Here is an 18681-nt window from a genome sequence, read left to right as displayed (position 1 = left end):
TGGTATTAGATATATTCAAACGCTTTAAATACACGGCTGACACCGTTAATGTTACGGGTGATCTCTACCACAATATTGGCTTCTTTGTGTGTGACTAATCCGAGTAGGAATACTTCAGAATTCTCAGTGACAACTTTAATATCTTTCGCATTGACTTCGCCATTGGCAAGCAAAGCAGATTTGACCTTAGATGTTATCCACATATCATTACTTTTTGTAGTGATAGAGATAGTCGAACTAATACGAACCTGATTATGTATGGTAACTATATCAGCAATATCCTGAACTGTTTTTATAGCGAGCTCTCTCAAATAGGTATTAGGCGCTTGCCCAACCACTAAAACAGTACCGTTCATACTAACAATATGTATGTTAGTGTTTTTAGATAATGCCTTCTGTTTGTTCAATTCATTATGAGCAATAAACTCAATGCTCTGGTCATCTATTTGTTTACTAAAAGTACGTCTATCGGCAACCATAGTTGCGCCGGCCGTAACAGCGACTACTGTGGCAACAGCACAACCTTGCAACGCAGAAATTAACATTAATATGCCAGCAATTTTTGCTGTTTTTCCTTGAGTTAATATCGATGTGGTTTTTTTCATTGTCAGCATTTACGACTCACTTTGAGGAAATAAAGTTGTGTCAATAATTTCACATAAACTATGCAAAACAATTAAATGTACTTCTTGTATTCTGGAGGTTCTGGCTGAAGGGACGCGTATTTCGACATCACTCTCGCCTAATAGACCCGATATATCGCCACCGTCAAATCCTGTTAAAGCAATAATAGGAATATCACGAGATACTGCACTTTCAATTGCTTTAATAACGTTACGTGAGTTGCCACTGGTAGAAATAGCCAATAAGACATCGCCATTATGACCCAATGCTCTTATTTGTTTTGAAAACACTTCATCATATTGGTAATCATTGGCGATAGAGGTAATGGTCGAAATATCGCTATTCAAGGAGATTGCCGGTAAACTAGGGCGTTCAGTTTCGTATTTGTTAAGCAGTTGAGCACAAAAGTGTTGAGCGTGTCCTGCAGAGCCACCATTGCCACATGATATGATTTTATTACCGCCTAATAGGCATTGAACCATCATCATACCAGCATGCTCAATATATGGCCCCAATGACTCGCTAGCGGCAATTTGCGTTTGTATGCTTTCAGTGAAATTATTTTTGATCTGTTCTAGCATGTAAAACTGACTCCGCGACTATATGTGATTGCTGATGATAAAAGGTTAAAAGGCATTTTTTAACCAAGTAACTTGTGGTTGCGTAATATCGCCTTCAAGCGCTACTACATCAATACGACAGGCAGTATTATATTCATTTAAACCGGCTTTATGCAGATAAAATGTAATGCTATGCCTAATTTTATGTTGTTTACTCGCCGGTATCGCTGCAATAGCACCACCAAAACTTATGTTTTTACGGTACTTTACCTCAACAAAAACATAAGTATTGCCGTCAAGCATAATAATATCAATTTCACCTTGGCGTGAGTGAAAGTTTCTATCAACAAGGGTTAGTCCTTGCTCAGTTAAATACTGTTCAGCATACCGTTCAGTAATATGACCTTTATCTGTACTGGTGGTACTTTTATCTGTGGCGTTGTTATTCCATAGCAATAGAGACTACCTTATTACGTTGGTAAACACCCCAAAGTAAACTACGAGTGAGAATGTTATTATCACCTAGCTTTAATACACCTGTTTGGCCCCAATGTTGAAGATAAGGCGCTTGTTGCATTAAAGGAATTTTATCAATGAGTTGGTAGCTGTCATAACCCATTGCAAATAATCGTGATAAACCATCACTGCGTTTTGGCCAAAGCTCTTGGCTAAGTTCCGCTAACGCTGCATTTTGCTCGCCAGTTAATAACCAAGGGATCTCGGTAAAGGTTAATCCTTGCAAGTCACTATTACTGCTGTAATCGCTTTGAGTGCTATGACTACGAGAGCTAGCAAAAATAGGGATGAGATCGGCAAATGGACTGATATTTACTTCAATGTAAGGTTTTACTAGGCGTGTTTGATCTGGCGTGCCCACAAGATAAATCATATCGATATCACGACGATTACGGGTTTGTGCTTTTATATTTTGATTAAGTCGACTTTTAAGTGTATCAATACGAAGCTTACTATTATCCACGAATAAACTGGCTTTAATATTATCCTGCATTTGCGCCCCAGTGTCGTAATAAACCACCTCAATGGTATCACCGGTGATCAACTGCCACTGCTTTACAAAGGCTTGGGCAATACGCTTGCTAACAATATTTTTTTGACTTAATACTATAGGATGCTGATAGTGCTGACGACTCAATGTAGCTGCCGCTTGTCTTGCTTCATCCTCTGGGCGCATTGAAAGTACAGTATGCTGGCTTGTTAAAGAAGCTTTAGCGGGAATGTTTAACAGCAAGGTATCGATGGCATTCGCGTTGGTGGATGTTTGTAAATAGCTTTGTATCGCAGATTCACTGTCAATGGCAGTGATGTAAGCAGTTGACTTATCTTGATTACTATTTGAATTATCTAGAGACTCATCGGCTTTATTAATGTCAAATAAATCGGAACTGGCATTTAGCATGTAGTCATTTTGCGATTGTGTATGGGCACTGGTGTGACTGATGTATTTGTCTACATTCGATTTTAGTAATGGTCCAATGACATAATCTATTTTTAATGTTGAAAAACTATTGGTTAAGCCATACCAATTCACCGTATTACTATCTATAAAATGCAGGCTCTTAGTTTCATCGTTAGCAAAACTGGCCAAAATCCCTTGTTGGACCGCAAGCCCAGAAGAATTCTGCTTTCCGCTTAATGGTAAGATCACCGCAATATTTTCAATGTTTTTTGGGATGACTTTATGTTCAGTCAATTGTTTTGCTATGACATTAGCAGGATGAAGTTTGAATTTTTTTTGCCATATGCCTAAGTGATATAGCATTTGCGCTTGATTGCCACCAAACTTATTCGCTACAGCGGTCAGCTTTACCCAACCTTCGCTATCAGGTGCTTTATCTAAAGCGAGCAAATTAAGTTGCCACTGTGATAGCCTTAGAAAATTATGCCAAATACTCTCAATTTGCTGTTGGTTTTGTAATGAAGTTTGTGTCGAAGAAAAAGCAGATAATTCAGCATTTAAAGCGGGTATCGGCTGATTTTCTTCTTGAAAGACAGCACTTAATAATCGGTAATAGCTGGCTGATAAGGTGATTTTATTATTAATAGCGTACTGTTCAAGTTGATTGAGTTGTACGTGACTTGCATCGTAAAAACCAAGTTGCTGTAAACTGCTCGCCTTAATAAGCACTAATTGAACTTTCTCTTGAATATTATGAGCAACTTGTTCATCCATTAAGGGAATTATTTTGTCGGCAAGCCAAAGTGCTTTAGGGTAGTTTTGTTGCTGATAAAAAAGTTTAGTTGCAATTAGTAACTCACCTATTGCCGTATTAGCATCTAATGTTTGCGCCAACGCTATATGCTGTTCTGCAGAGATCGTCGCAGAATCTACTGCAATCTCCTCAATATCAGAAAGTGGTGCGGTCTGTATTGTTGATTCAGGTGCTTGCTTGGTGCTACAGCTCGCAAGTAAAATAAGCAATAGAGCGGGTAGTACTCGAGATTTAATCAGTTGTAAATGCATTGAAAAGTAATCTAATTTTGTTAGCTGTAATCTTACAAGTAAGGACGCTGTTTTTACCACAATAAATAAATCCGTGCATATTGCTATCAGTATGGGGTTATAATAAACGCCTACGAAGTTAGTCACAACTAATAAATACCCATGTTACTTCAAAACCCTGAAAGACGAATTTTGAGGTATCATGGGTATATGCCAAATCGAGTGAAGTAAGTTTACATGAGTGAAACAACCCTAACCCCAGCGACACTTTATATTGTTGCAACCCCTATCGGTAATTTAGGTGATATCAGCCAGAGGGCAATTGATGTATTAACGCAAGTTGATGTTATTGCATGTGAAGATACTCGTCATACCGGCAAGCTGCTGTCTGCCTTTGCTATTAAAAATAAAACCATGTCATTGCACGACCATAATGAACGCCAACGCCAAGATCAAGTGGCTAGCATGTTACAAGAAGGCAAAACTATTGCACTAGTGTCAGATGCAGGAACGCCCTTAATAAGTGATCCTGGTTTTCATCTAGTACGTCATTGTCGAAGTCTTGGCCTTAATGTCTCACCTATCCCAGGTGCCTGTGCTGCTATTTCAGCTTTATCTGTTGCTGGATTACCCACCGATAGATTCAGCTTTGAGGGCTTCTTACCTTCTAAGTCAGGAGCAAGACAAGCCACTTTACTCGCTTTAGCTGATGAAGCTCGTACTATGGTTTTTTATGACGCGCCTCGTCGTGCAATAGATACCGTCCGAGATATTGTTACTACCCTCGGTGGTGAACGCTATATCGTCATCGCTAGAGAGTTAACTAAAACGTTTGAAACTATTCATAGTGACAGCGCTGAAAATTTTCTGACTTGGCTTGAAGAAGACGCCAATCAGCTAAAAGGTGAGATGGTGTTAATCATCGAAGGTTATAAAGCGAAGGAAGATGAAATATCAACCGAAGTGATTAACACCTTGAAATTATTACTTGCTGAAATGAAGCCTAAAAAAGCCTGTGCAATTGCTGCTGAAATCTATGGTGTGAAGAAAAATGCCTTATATGAAATTGCTTTAAGCCTGAAATCAGAAAGTTAAATCTTACTGATTAAGCAAATACCATAGACATTTGGGCTAAATAAGGTAGAATCCGCGCCGAGTTGACCAGACAATCGCTGCTTTATCGTTGAATTCAAATTTCGGTTTGATCTCGGCAGATAGAGGGGAGGAAAGTCCGGGCTCCAATGAGCAGGGTGCCAGGTAACGCCTGGGCGGCGTGAGCCGACGACAAGTGCAGCAGAGAGAAGACCGCCGATGGTTTCCTTCGGGATTCACAGGTAAGGCTGAAAGGGTGCGGTAAGAGCGCACCGGATTGCTGGTAACAGTAATTGCAGGGTAAACTCCACCTGGAGCAAGACCAAATAGGGTTTCATGATTATTGTTGCGCAAGTTTCAATAATATAAGCGTGGCTCGCGTGGAAACCGGGTAGGTTGCTTGAGCCTTAGAGTGATTTAAGGCCTAGACGAATGATTGTCACTTCTTCGGAAGATACAAAACCCGGCTTATAGTGTCAACTCACTTATTTAAAACAAAAGCCTCTACAGCAATGTAGAGGCTTTTTTTTGGCAAAAATGTATCGGTCGAATAAATAAGATCACGATAATAGTAAGGTTATTCAGCCACTTATAATAGCAACGACACTTGGCAATCATTAATGTGTTTAAGATACGTTTGATAAATGAGTTCAGGTCGATAGGTGTTTTTTACCGCCAACGCTAACTGTGATAATAAAGAGGGATTGGAAGTTTTATTCGATACATGTAACCACCACTGCTTCTTACCTAATTGAAAAGCAGCGTCTAACATTTTTACATTCAAATTTTGTGCTCTCAACTCATAATCTAAACCGACTAACGAGCCTATCACCGCATCAACCCGACCAAGTTTAAACAGTTTTACTGCTTGACTGTAGCTTTCTACAGAGACTTTATTTAACGATTTATCTTGATCAAATTGCAGTTCAAATTGCGCATTACGAATAACAGCAATAGCCATCAAATTATTTAATTCACTATATTTATCTATAGGATTATCAAGGGCAGTTAAAATAATGACTTTAGACAGGGAAATTGGTCCAATATAATCAATACTATCAGCAATAGTATTATTTTTGAAAATAAGCGCAAGGTCTAGCGTTCCAACATCTAGACTGTGAATAATTCTTGCGTAGGGTAAAGAGAGTACCTCAACCGGATAATTAATTTGCTCAGATATTTTTTTAAGTACGTTAACAGCTACTCCCTGACATTTTTCTTTATCAGTAACAAAATAAAAAGGAGCGAAAGAAGGGACACTTGCCGTAAGTTTATCTTTGGCTGAAAAAGCAACCGATGAAGTAAGAAAACAATATAAAAAGAATATAAAAATTGCATAGCGGAGACACATTGCTGAATTTATCCTTAAATGTATGAGTGTTATAAGCCGTTATCATTAGTGTAGACAATAGCTTAACTCTTGCAGGAGCAGTTAAGCTATTCGATTGTGCGCTATGAAAGTATTTATGGTAGTAAACTTAGGGGAAGTGCCTAACTTACTAAGTATACGGCACTTTCAATTCTACCATTGCACCGCGATCAAATTCTATGATAGCTTATTGTATTCAATATACAGTTAGGGTGGTAAGGGGATCAAATGGATAAAAGTAAAGTAGTGCTAGGAATAATATGTGCAGCGATAGTTGCCGGGCTTATTTATAACCAAGAAGAATCGGCAAGTGAAATTGAGCAGGGTGTTACTAGCCAGGCACTGGAACAGAGTAATAAGTCAACCTTAACCAATACGCTTGAAAGTTCGATCAATAAAGAAAGCATCTCTGAACCTACTTTGTTAACAGGTCAAGAATCGGTAGATAGGCAACATAACAGCTCAACTAGCTCGATTGTTTCGTCAAAGACAAGCCAAAATATAGTCAGTGTTTTGGCAAAAACTGATGATAAACCAGCAGATCATTTTAGTGATAATCAACCCAAACATCATGGTCATGAACACGAACAGCAAAGAAGAAATCCTGAAGATAACTCAATTATACCTCCTGGTGAGCCAAAAAAACCTCTTCCTGAGCCACAAAGTAAACACTAGTTTTGCAAAATATGCCGATAAGGACGTCGGTTATCTTTTTTTCCTTTAATCACCTCATCGCCATCATATTCTTATTATTGTAATTTCAGGTATAAAAAGTATTTTTCATCTTATTTTTCACGGAAATCACACCCGCCGTAACATCTTAATAACAAAAGATAAATGCTTCATTAATAAACTACGAAATAATTCTTATTAATATACTACTTGAATATTGTATACAGAATATCGTATAAAGTATCTTAAGATGTATTTAAAAATACATTTCAAAGAGAAAGGGATGTGCGCTTTAGATGTAATTACGGTAACAAAAAATATTACAAGCCTAAATTACAACACGGACGAATTACCAAATCGCTATAATAAGAATAGGCTTAAGAAATATGAAACTAACCGCTAAGAAAACACTAATAGCTAGCGCGATATTTTTATCGTTAAACATCGGAACCATCCAAGCTGCAGAAATGTGCGGCACTAAAACGGTAGAACGCCAAGGTGAAGTATCAGCAAATCAAGCTCACTGCATAACTGATTACGGACATTATCTGTATGTTAATGTGCCATATGAAAACAGTAATGTTGTTATCACTACTTCCGGTGGAGCCTTCAATGGCTCTGACGCAAGCATCAAATTATATGATGGCGATGATTGGAGTGGCAATGTTGAAGCAAGTAGCAGTAATGCAGGTACTAATGATGAAAGCGTTGCTTTTACTTCTCGCGCAGGTAATCGTTATTTCAAAATTGACGGGAATATTGAGCAAGTTAATTTAATTGTAACGATTAGTGGTGGTGATATTCCACCGCCAATGCCTGATGAATACATTGTGTATGATACCAATATTTCTATTGCTATTGGCGCCGCTTCTATTTCGTCTAAAGCGCAATATGGTTCAACTATCGCCGCTGTATTAGCTGCCAGTTATAGTGATTTTGAAGGTATTGCTAGCGCAGTAAATGATCCTATTACTGATGTTTCACAAGCACTACATTTCCTTGCTAAAGCTGATGATTTAACTGATCCAGATCTTAATCAATTATTATACTTTTTAGGCTCTTATAAATATTATGCAGAAGCGATGACAGATGCTGAAGCGTCTGCACTAAGCACAAGTTTATTAGCCGTTACACAAATGACCGATTTTGTAAGTGCATCTGGTAGTGTCATTCAAGAAGGTTATGCCAAGGCATTAAATAACTTAGAGCGTAATTCGGGAGCAGAATATTATAAAGATCATTTACCGCATTTATTAGCTGTAATTCAGTTTTACTCTATTCAAACTAATCCGTTTGGTTTAAATAATGCTGGCGATACTACCATGGCGTTATTGAGTGCTATTGGCTCAGCTGCTTATTATGGTGATGCGCCAGTTAAAGCTGCCTTCAACGATAATATGTTTGATGTAATCTCAGTCATGCGCTCATTTGTCTTTTTAGGTGAAACTTCACTGGATATGCGTTGGTCAGCTGAAGCTGATAGAAAGTGGATAATGCCACATTCGTTTATTGCTATGGGGAAAATTTCTACCGTTGGCACAGATGAAGCTAAAGCGCGTTTTGACAGTGTTATATTGGAAGCTCGCGGCAAAGTGATTAATGATATTTCAGTGGAAACGACCGAAACCATTATTACTAAGAAATATTTAGAAAATGCTGGCCGTGCCTGTGAAGAAGGTGATGCTTTATTTGGTAGCTGTGTTGTTCCGCCAAAAGAAGAAGATATTTTAACGGTGAGTTATGATTGTACAGCCAATATTACTATTCGCGCACAAGCATCAATTAGTCAAGCAACACTTGATCAGTCATGTGCTGATATGGCATTACAAGCAACTGAATTTCATGCGTTCTTTAATACTGGTGGCATACCTGTAACAGGCGATTTGAACGATCATATCGAAGTTGTTGCTTTTGCTAGTCCTGAAGATTATGAAAAGTATGCCCCAGAATTTTTCGGTATTTCTACCGACAACGGTGGTATGTACTTAGAAGGCACACCAACCAATGAAGGTAACCAAGCACGCTTTATTGCCATGCAATGTCCTGATGCGTGGTTAGGCGGCTCTTGTCAGTACATTGACCAAATATACAACCTTAGACATGAATTTACCCATTACCTTGATGGTCGTTATATTAAAGCGGGCACCTATGGCGATTTTGACTACGCTGTAGCTTGGGCTGAAGGCATGGCTGAATATATGTCTATGGGTAAAGAACATACTCGTACATTAAAAACTATTAAAGGTGAAACAATTCCACCCTTGTATAACGTCGTATTTATGGACTATGAGTACGACAATTTATATCAATGGGGCTATTTCGCTATGCGTTACTTAGGCGAAGAGTATAAAAGCGATTTAGACGTTATCGTTAATGCCATGCAATCAGGTAACAACGATAATTATGTCGCAGCGCTTAAAGATACAGTTCAACGAGCAGAATCAGGATTTGAAGCCTATATGCTGGCAAACTCTGCAGCAGTTTCACCTTTAGCGGTACAAATGCCAGCGGCAGATACCATTGGTAGTTGTGACTTATTACAACAATATGCCCGCTATTTTGATGCAGATAAAACTGATTTTACCTTTACTAATACTACCGATACGCCAGTGTCATTATTCTGGGTAAATAGTACGACAGGTAAAACTAACTTTGGTAAAAACTATAAAACCTTAAACAATGGTGATACTTACACCTCTTCAGCGTGGTCAGTAGGCGATCGCATGATGTTAAGTGATAACAACATGAATTGTTTAGGTGTTGCGGTAATGGCTGCTGATAATAATAGTTTTACTATTGAAGCCGAGTTAGTGAAAGATGTTGTTGCTGAAGTTATTCCTGAGCTTAATCAATTAGGTAGTTGTGCTTTAGCTCAACCTCATTTCATTGGTGAAGAATCACATGAATTCACTATTACCAATACGTCAGACACCGCGGTGCGTTTGTTTAGAATTGATAATACTAAGGGCAGCATAATCACTACAAGTGGTGCAACTGACTTTATTCATGGTTACGGCACGCTTGAGCCGGGTGCAACTTATAGCAATGATATTTGGTTTGGTGATCGTCGCTTAATGGTCACGGACACGAGTCTTAACTGTTTAAGTGTCGGTGTACTGAATAACCCCGTAGCTAACTTCACTGTTGATCAAGCAATGGTTGCTAATGCCGCTGCGCCAGAAGTTATACCAGCAGCGAATACCATTGGTAGCTGTGCTTTACAGGCACCCCATTTAACGGGTCCATTTGAAGCTGATTTCTCGTTTGTTAATAACAGCGATAATCCGGTACGTGTTTATCGTGTAGATAACATAACAGGTGAGTTAAGCGAAAGTTTTGGCTTTACGACACTTCAAACAGGTGATACTTACGACAGTGTTGCTTCTTGGAAATGGTTTGGTAATCGACGTGCAGCTATTACGGATGAAAATGGTCTTTGTGCTGGTGTTGCGGTAATGACAGAAGAAGAGACCAGTAATGATTATCAAATCACCAATGATCTTTTTGGGCCGGTAACACCAGTGGATTCAGATGGTGATGGTTATTTAGATGCTGATGATGCTTTCCCTAATGATAAAAATGAGTGGGCAGATAGCGATTTAGATGGCGTCGGCAATAATGGCGATAAATTCCCTGATGATAAAAATGAATGGTTAGATACTGATAGTGATGGTACTGGCGATAATGCTGACTTGGATAAAGATGGTGACAGTTATAACAACACTATTGATGCATTCCCGTTAGATGCGAGTGAATGGTTAGATACCGATAACGATGGTACTGGCGATAATGCTGATCTAGACAAAGATGGTGATAGTTATACCAATACTATTGATGTATTCCCGTTAGATGCGAGTGAATGGTTAGATACTGATAGTGATGGTACTGGTGATAATGCGGATCTAGACAAAGATGGTGATAGTTATAACAACACTATTGATGCCTTCCCGTTAGATGCGAGTGAATGGTTAGATACTGATGGCGATGGTACTGGCGATAATTCAGACCCAACACCCGATGGTATAGAGCCGGTAGCTGATTGCGGTAATGCAACCATTACAAGTGGTAAGTTAACCTTAGAAACGCTTGAATGTGTAGCGGGTAATAGTGGCTCATTCTATGTTTGGGTTGAAAATGATAATACTGACTTATACATAACCACTGCCGGTGGTAATGGAGAAGTTGGTATTCACTTCAACGCTGATACCTGGGCATCTGCAACAAATGCACAGGCATCTTCTACCGGCTCAGCAACAACGCAAAGTTTAAAAGTAACGGCTAATCGAGGCTGGCGTTATATTTCATTAGTAAGCTCAACGAGCTACTCTGATGTAAGCTTTAGAGTGAGCTTAACAGGTAGTGATACAATTCCACCGGTTGAACCACCAGTAGAGCTGCCAGTAACGGGTGACGTTGCTAATGCGTGTGAGACAAACAGTGCATTTACTTACGGTGGTATTGAATCAGGTAAGGCCGTATGCACAGGTAATGGTCATAACAGTTATTACATCTATTTAGATGATAGCGTTAGTAGTATTGAAGTGAATACTGCTCATGGTACAGGTGCAGTAGAACTTTATACGGATATAAGCTGGCCAACAGCGACTAGTCATTCTCATAAATCTACTATTGCAGGTACTACAGTGCAAAGTATTACGGTTAACAACCCAGCGATTGGCTGGTTCTATATCGCTGTTGAAAGCACAGGAAGTGATGTAGCAATAAAAGTTGATGTTAAGTAATTTACTAATATAAATAATATTAACTAAAGATAAAACGGGCCCTTTGGCCCGTTTTTACTATCAGTTAATTTATCTTAAAATACGCGAGCTAAAATTTTAATAAGGTAGCAAGTTATAGGGGGGAGATCTTATGTATTTTTGCTGTTTTATTGTTATAGTATTTTTATTGTTTCAATAAAAACCATTTTTATAGGGGAGTGTATGCTTAAATATCTATTAACCTCATTACTCTGTATTTACCTGTTATTCACTTCTCAGGCAATAGCAGAAGAAGCTAAAGTGCGAGTAATGGTTTATGTATATCACCTACAACCGCCTTTAATTATCGACTTAGAAAGCAAACGAGGTTTATATTTTGAGTTCGTGGAACGCTTAAATAAACTCAGTGATAAGTATGAGTTTGAAGTCGCTTATATTCCCAGAAAAAGAATTGAGCGTATGTTGGATAGTCAATCAATGCAGGGTGTTTTACTCGGTGTTAACCCTATATGGTTCAAAGATAAAAATGAAACACGCTATTTATGGACTTCTTCAATCATTAATGATCGAGATGAAATGGTATCCCTTAGAACTAAACCCATTGAATTTAATGGGCCTGACTCGTTAGCGGGAAAAATTATTGGTGGTGTTAGGGGCTTTTATTATTACGGTATTAATGAATTGGTCTCTGCTGATAGAGCAAATCGTGTTGATACCGTTAGTGAGCCGGATTTACTTACTATGCTAATAAAACAGCGCGTTGAAATTGCTATTATAGGTTCGTTAACCTTTGACTACATGGTTAAAAAGAATAATTGGCAAGAGAAATTTTATTTGTCGAATACTCCTCACGATATTTTTGAACGAAAAATACTTACTCCCCTTAATATGAATAATGTCCACCGACACCTTCAAAAACTTACCAGTATTATTAAGCAAGATGAAGGGTGGAAAGCGAGTATTGTTAGATACCGATAGCTTTCATTATTTTACTGGCCACGACATAGTGATTTTTGCACCGTTATCGGTATTCTCTATATTGAATTTCCCACCATGGTTTCGGGTTATTTCCGCGCAGAGTGACAAACCAATACCTGAACCATGACTCTTAGTGGTGTAAAAAGGCGTTAAGGCGTTATCTAAATTACCAAATCCGGGTCCATTATCCGAAATTTCAATCACTTGTTCAGTTTTATAAGACCCCTGTGAACTCTCTTGTGGATAATAAAGATTAACGTCAATTTTACAGTGTTCTTTATCGCATGCCTCTTGCGCATTCTTAAAAATATTAATTAAAATTTGAGCCATTTGTTGAATGTCAGCAAAGCATTGTCTATTGCCTTGAAAAGTAATACTACAGGGCTCGGTGATCATGTCTTTAGCCTCATCAAGCACTTCTTTAAAATCAAACCAGCTCGATTTTGGTATGGGCAGATGGCTTAATTGACTGTATTGCTCAATAAAACTAAGTAAGCGATTACTTCGTTGCCTGATCCTGCTTAGCACCAAACGCACTTGATCTTCATTAAAGCTATCGTTACATAAGAGCGTATCAGCCATTGATGCCATTGGCGTTAAAGAATTACGCAGTTCATGGGCTAATACGCGAATAAGGTTTTGCTGGGTAACGCTTTGCTGCTGATGCAAGGGCTGAGATATATCTAAGGCAGAAAAGATATGACACTGTTTTTGTTGAAAAAGGTAGCTGATACTTTGACATTGCCACTGTTGATTAAATTGGCTGTGGCTTAAGTTACCGTTATTCAGTACAAAACCTAAATCTTCAGCAGCGGTGCCAATAAGCATGGGCTGTTGTATTTTTTCTTTCATGGCGATATTACGATAACTTAGCTGATTATTTTCATCAAATAAGCACACCGGAATAGGCCACGAATCGAGAATATGGCTAAGTACATTTTCAAGGGTTTGGCTTTGCTGGACTTTGTGCGCGTTGCCTATAGCTAAAGCAGATATTTCTTGCTGTAATTCAGCCAATAAATTGTCTTGGTGTTGGGCTTTAAAGCGCAGGTTGGTTTCACCTTCACGGATAACTTGCGTATAGGTAGTTAATTGCATAATGGCTTGTCGCCAAAAGTGATAACAACGCCAAGCAAGCCATATCAAAGGATAAGAGAGAAAAAAAACTAAAGTAGCCGTTGCTAATTTACTCCAGCCCATGTTGTAAGTTAATGCTGTAACTAAAGCGAGTATAACCAATACCGTGCTAGCTAAACCAAAGATCAGCCAATGTTCATGGCTGAGTTTTAGACTTAACTTTGAATTTAAAGGGGTTGCTGGCTTATTCATGTTGTTTAGCCTGTTATTCGGCATGTTGAATAGCAAATTTTTCTAAACGCCGATAAAGCGCATTACGAGAAATATCGAGTAATTTTGCTGCCTCTACTACTTGGCCACCAGATACCGCCATCGCTTTTTCAATCAACTGTTTTTCTGCTTGTTCTAGCGGTTGTAATATTACCGTGTCATTCTTGCTCTCGGTGCTTTCTAGTAATAGTTGTTGTGCAGTAATTTCATCGCCAGCAGTCAGTAATACAGCACGCTCAATCATATGACTGAATTCGCGAATATTGCCTGGCCAATTATGTTGATTTAACTTACTTAGGGCACAAGCACTAATCGTTAACGCGTTTTTACGGTATTTAACACTAAATTTAGTGATAAAGCTTGTTGCCAAGGCTTCAATATCTTCAAGTCGTTCACGCAAAGGAGGAATGGTAATAACGAGAGTATTTAAACGGTATAACAAGTCTTGGCGAAAGGCTTGTTCACTAACCAGTTGGTTTAGATCGGCATTAGTTGCACTAATTAAACGAACGTCAGCGACTTGGGTTTGGCTTGAGCCTAAAATTTCATATTGGCCTGTTTCTAAAACCCGTAACAATTTAGGTTGCAGCGTTAGTGGTAGCGAGCCAATTTCATCAAAAAACAAAGTGCCTTTATCAGCGAGTTGAAAGCGTCCAACGCGATTTTGTTTAGCATCAGTAAACGCACCTTTTTGATGGCCAAAGAGTTCACTTTCAAATAAATTTTCAGGAATTGCGGCCATGTTTACTGTGATGAGTGGTGCATGCTGGCGTGATGATAGTTGATGAATACGCTCGGCTAACAGTGATTTACCAGTACCATTTTCACCTAATATTAAGATATTGGCATCCGTTGGCGCTATTTGTTCTATTAACGTTTCGATGGCCTGCATGCTAGGTGATTTGCATACCCATGTTTTTTTATTCTCAGGAGCAAGTAGTTGTCGGTAACCTTGATTTTGTTCTTTTACCCGAGAAAATTTTAGTTGCTGTTTTATACTATTTAACAGTTTAAGTTTATTCCATGGCTTTTCTATAAAGTCACTAGCCCCTTTTTGTAATCCTTGTACCGCGAGCTCAATTGAGCCCCAAGCAGTCATGAGTATCACCGGAATATTTAAAGGCTGTAACTGTTCTAAAATGGCTAAGCCCTCTTGACCACTGGTAGTGTCTCGAGAAAAATTCATATCCAGCAGTACTAAGTCGGGCTGCTGCCTATTACTTTCTATGATAATTTCTTTCGCGTTAGCCGCTTCAATAATCTGATAGCCCTGTGCGCTGAGTAATAAATTTAATGCTAAACGAATATCTTCATCATCATCAGCAATTAAAATAGTGGCATTTGACATAGAGGTTTCCATAAATATTGAAGGGCTAGCTTTATTTAGACTAAAGCAAAAGAAATAAAAAGGAAACGAGGTAAGTCGTCTCCTTGGGTATACATGTTGATCTTAGTATGCCAATTACTCTAGCGGATTGGCTAGCAATAACGTTATAAAAGTCCTATTTATCGGGCATTTATTACTTAGCTAAAGGTTTAGGCCTTAACTTGAATAATAGCGTAGGTGATTATTCTGCACGTAGCGCCTGCATAGGGTCGCTGCTAATCACTCGCCATGCGGGCATAATTACCGATAAAATAACAATAATGGTCAACGCTGCATCTAATAAAGCCATCGCTAACCAGTTAAAATCAGGTAACATCTCTAAGTTTTGTGATACTTGTTGATAACCAAAGACAGAAACAATAAAGCCTAACCCCAAACCAATCACTAACATAGATAACGCATCTTTAAGAATAAAGTTAACTAATCTAGCTTGTTTAGCACCGGTTGCCATACGCACAGCCAGTTCATATTTTCTATGGTTAGTGGTCATTTGCGTTAACCCAGCAACACCAATAGCGGCAAGGAAAAGTGTTAAACCTGTCATGGCTAATACTATCCATAAACTTAGGCGTTGATTCAGCGTTTGTCTTTGCCAAATACTCTTGAGTGACTGAATCTCTAGGTTAGTTAAACGTGGGAATTGACGCTTTATTTCACTCTCTAACATATCGGCTGTAATCGTTTTTCCTGGCGGTAACATCACCGTAAATTGTAGGGTCGTGCCAGGATTTACTCTATGAGAGTAAATAGAAGGTAAACCCAGTGGCTCGGCTATACCTGTTTGACCGAGTGTATTGGCGACTATGCCAGTAACAATGGATGGAGGTGTTGAGCCATCAGCACTCATTTGAATCGTTTTCCCAATAACCTCTCGCAACGATAAGTTTGAAAAAAGTGTCTTTGCCATATTTTCATCAATCACTATTCTATCTTCATCATTATCAATTTGTGCTTGGCTAAGATTCGCACCCGCTAATATAGGAATATTAAAGGTAGAAAAATAAGTCGCGCTTAAGGTCTTTATTTGGTGAATAACACGTATACCAGAGTCTTCATCTACAAAGGCATTTACACGAAGTGAATCAGACAAAGGACCATAGTTTGGTACAATGACTTCGCTATCGCTGACTTGTTGCTCTATTAGGTTAGCAACATTATCAAGCAATTGTTTCGCTTCACTTTTACCGTAATCTTCAAAGGTATTTAATTGGGTAACATATTCTTCATCACTAACGGTTACGCCAATTTCATAGCTATTACCAATGTCATACCCAGTGTCTTGGTAAACTGCTTGGTAGCTTTGCATCGCAATCATCACCGAAGCGGTAAGTAGAACCGAGGCTATTGATAATTGCAGCACCATTAATACTCGACTAAGCCATTGATTACTCTGTGCTTGAATACCTTTACCACTGCTATTTAAGTTATTACTAAGTGCTTGTTTATCAATATCAACCAGGGCTAGCGCACTAAATAAAATGCTCAGTGCTAAAATAATGGCGATTGAAGCAAGCATGGTTGTACTGTCAATGCCAATGGCATCTATCATGGGTAGGCTATCACCGGCAATTAGCGGTAAACTTTTTAATGCCCAACCCGTGACCAATAAACCAGTGAATGCCGCGAGAATAAAGCTAGGTAGATTCTCAAGTAATACCAGTAACCTTACTTTAGTTAAGCTTGCCCCAAGACTGATTTGAATGGCGAACTCTTTGGTTCTACCTTGATAATGGGCGATAAAGAGGTTTAATAAATTAAGTGTCGCCATTAATAACAAGCCAATAACTGCGCCAAACAAGGCGATAAGTAAACCTTCGGTTTCACCAAGCATATTACTGCGATAGCTATTGCCAATAAGTTCTTTTTTGGTATTTGTCATGAAATCCAAAAACATTTGTACCTGCTCACCATCGACATTTCGAGTGACATAATCTTCTAGCCAAGCATCTACTTGCACTTGTGATGGTAGTGTTGCTGCGCCATTCGCTGATTTTAATAATAAAGTGTCAATCTCATTACTAATATTACCGATATTATCTGTCTTCGCTTTGATTAACTCTAGATTGGTAATAAACCAAACCTGTTGGCCAAGAATCGCTTGGTTACTTTTTATCGCCATAACATCTTCAATAACACCTGCAACGATATAGTTTTTATTATTCAGTGTTATTTGTTTACCTATAACAGACTTAACGCCGGCAAAGGCATTCTCCCAAAGGCTTTTAGATATCCACACATATTTTTCAGGTGCCTCTATCGTAACGCCATCCCCAAGTAATAATTGGCTGCCTAAGACTGACAAAATATTATTCGATGCATCGTAACGGGTTGTTGCAAACGTGGTGTTGTTAACAACAACATCTTGCTCAGAGGGCGCGATACCGGCCCAATCGCCTAAATCGCCAAATTGCTCTCTAAAGTCAGCTAAGCGATTCATGTTCCAATAGGAAACACTTAAGGTGTCTGACATTTTGAAACGATAATCAAGAGTTTGTAGTGAAGCCTCATTTTTAACGCCTTGTAGTGGTTGGTACAACAAGGTTGATGAAATTGAAATAACACTGAGAACTGCACCTAACGTTAAACCAAGCGTTAATATTAACGGTACGCTTAAACGCGGTAATGAAAATACCCGTGTGACTCCTTGAATTAAGGACTTTTTGAATAAACTCATGCAACCCCCTGCAATGTCTTTTCATTATGCTCAAAAGTGCTTTGACTCGCGTTGATTTCGGCAACAATTTGACCATCAAGCAACTGAATTTGACGACTCGCGCAGCGTGAATAACGACTATCGTGAGTAACCATGACAATAGTTGAACCGTTTTTGTTTAGCTGTTCTAACAACGACATAACTTGATCGCCATTTTTACTGTCTAAGTTACCTGTTGGCTCATCAACTAATATCAAGTCAGGCTTGCCTACTAGAGCACGGGCAATAGCAATACGTTGTTGTTGACCACCAGATAATTGGTTAGGACGATAATGCTGTCTATGTAACATATCAACTTGGGTTAACACCGTTTCAACTCGTGTTTTAATCTCGCTTTTAGCACAACCTCTGTGCTCAAGTGGTAATGCTACGTTTTCAAACACGGTTAAGTTGTCTATTAAGTTGAACGATTGAAAAACATAGCCAATATGCTCATTACGAATTTGAGTGCGTTGGTCAACCTTTAAACCCGCGGTAGCAATGTTAGCCAGCTGATATTCGCCTTCAGTAGCAGAGTCCATTAAGCCCATAATTGATAGTAATGTCGACTTACCACAGCCAGAAGGACCCGTAATAGCAACAAATTCGCCTTGGTTTATTTCTAAACTAACACCTTGTAGGGCATGAGTTTCAATTTGTTGACCGTCGTAACGTTTGTGGATGTTTGACATGGTAACTATATTTTTCATGAAGTTTTCCTTAATTTGTTTAGTTGCTACTAAGTCTTTATCGCGTAGCATTTATTGCTTTATAGTGT

The 18681-nt window shown here is 38.8% G+C and carries 13 protein-coding genes and 1 other RNA gene; 5 read left to right on the top strand and 9 right to left on the bottom strand.

The features are described 5' to 3' along the window. Positions 1 to 5: 5 nt before the first annotated feature. Genes CXF71_RS20315 through CXF71_RS20300 form a run of 4 tightly spaced genes read right to left on the bottom strand, consistent with a single transcriptional unit; the run spans position 6 to position 3792 of the window. Complete coding sequence (locus tag CXF71_RS20315) at positions 6 to 614, bottom strand: BON domain-containing protein (RefSeq protein WP_101234735.1); 609 nt, start codon at positions 612 to 614, stop codon at positions 6 to 8. After that, positions 615 to 1205: a phosphoheptose isomerase gene (locus CXF71_RS20310; protein WP_101234734.1), complete on the bottom strand. Its 591-nt coding sequence runs from the start codon at positions 1203 to 1205 to the stop codon at positions 615 to 617. It lies immediately after the preceding gene. 45 nt (positions 1206 to 1250) lie between these two features. Next, positions 1251 to 1640 (bottom strand): YraN family protein, encoded by a 390-nt coding sequence (locus tag CXF71_RS20305; protein ID WP_101234733.1) that lies wholly within the window; start codon positions 1638 to 1640, stop codon positions 1251 to 1253. Beyond that, positions 1627 to 3792, bottom strand: a complete 2166-nt coding sequence (locus CXF71_RS20300) for a penicillin-binding protein activator (RefSeq protein WP_232771559.1) — start codon at positions 3790 to 3792, stop codon at positions 1627 to 1629. Before CXF71_RS20300 ends, CXF71_RS20305 begins: the two co-directional genes overlap by 14 nt. Before the next feature lie 90 nt (positions 3793 to 3882). Here CXF71_RS20300 and rsmI point away from each other — a divergent pair, with 90 nt between their 5' ends. Together rsmI and rnpB are read left to right on the top strand one after the other, a co-directional pair. Then, positions 3883 to 4740 carry a 16S rRNA (cytidine(1402)-2'-O)-methyltransferase gene (rsmI, locus tag CXF71_RS20295; protein ID WP_101234732.1) on the top strand — a complete coding sequence of 286 codons (858 nt, stop codon included), beginning with the start codon at positions 3883 to 3885 and terminating at the stop codon, positions 4738 to 4740. Between the two features lie 58 nt (positions 4741 to 4798). Next, positions 4799 to 5225: RNase P RNA component class A (rnpB, locus tag CXF71_RS20290), an RNA gene on the top strand. 101 nt (positions 5226 to 5326) lie between these two features. Here the strand turns inward: rnpB and CXF71_RS20285 are convergent. Beyond that, on the bottom strand, positions 5327 to 6088 hold the full coding sequence (locus CXF71_RS20285; RefSeq protein WP_101234731.1) for a substrate-binding periplasmic protein: 762 nt from the start codon (positions 6086 to 6088) through the stop codon (positions 5327 to 5329). Between the two features lie 246 nt (positions 6089 to 6334). Here CXF71_RS20285 and CXF71_RS20280 point away from each other — a divergent pair, with 246 nt between their 5' ends. The 3 genes from CXF71_RS20280 to CXF71_RS20270 all read left to right on the top strand — a co-directional run bounded on the left by CXF71_RS20280 (position 6335) and on the right by CXF71_RS20270 (position 12477). Then, entirely contained in the window at positions 6335 to 6781 is a 447-nt protein-coding gene (locus CXF71_RS20280) for a hypothetical protein (protein ID WP_101234730.1), read from the top strand. 383 nt (positions 6782 to 7164) lie between these two features. Then, positions 7165 to 11520, top strand: coding sequence for a collagenase (locus tag CXF71_RS20275; protein ID WP_101234729.1), 4356 nt, complete (start codon positions 7165 to 7167; stop codon positions 11518 to 11520). 201 nt (positions 11521 to 11721) lie between these two features. After that, positions 11722 to 12477: a hypothetical protein gene (locus CXF71_RS20270; RefSeq protein ID WP_101234728.1), complete on the top strand. Its 756-nt coding sequence runs from the start codon at positions 11722 to 11724 to the stop codon at positions 12475 to 12477. Positions 12478 to 12483: 6 nt separating this feature from the next. Here the strand turns inward: CXF71_RS20270 and CXF71_RS20265 are convergent, their stop codons facing one another. From CXF71_RS20265 to CXF71_RS20250, 4 genes are all read right to left on the bottom strand, one after another. After that, positions 12484 to 13806: a sensor histidine kinase gene (locus CXF71_RS20265; RefSeq protein ID WP_101234727.1), complete on the bottom strand. Its 1323-nt coding sequence runs from the start codon at positions 13804 to 13806 to the stop codon at positions 12484 to 12486. 13 nt (positions 13807 to 13819) lie between these two features. After that, entirely contained in the window at positions 13820 to 15172 is a 1353-nt protein-coding gene (locus CXF71_RS20260; RefSeq protein WP_101234726.1) for a sigma-54-dependent transcriptional regulator, read from the bottom strand. Positions 15173 to 15392: 220 nt separating this feature from the next. After that, a complete protein-coding gene (locus CXF71_RS20255) occupies positions 15393 to 17885 on the bottom strand; it encodes an ABC transporter permease (protein ID WP_101234725.1) in 2493 nt (830 codons plus the stop codon). Next, the gene (locus CXF71_RS20250) at positions 17882 to 18613 is read right to left on the bottom strand and encodes an ABC transporter ATP-binding protein (RefSeq protein WP_101234959.1); all 732 of its coding nucleotides are present in this window, start codon (positions 18611 to 18613) and stop codon (positions 17882 to 17884) included. The genes CXF71_RS20255 and CXF71_RS20250 overlap by 4 nt, the downstream gene beginning before the upstream one ends. Between the last annotated feature and the right edge of the window lie 68 nt (positions 18614 to 18681).

Source organism: Colwellia sp. 12G3 (assembly GCF_002836775.1).
Classification (GTDB): Bacteria; Pseudomonadota; Gammaproteobacteria; order Enterobacterales; family Alteromonadaceae; genus Colwellia.
The sequence above is the reverse complement of the archived record's forward strand: the minus strand, read 5'-3'. Positions and strand labels throughout refer to the sequence as shown.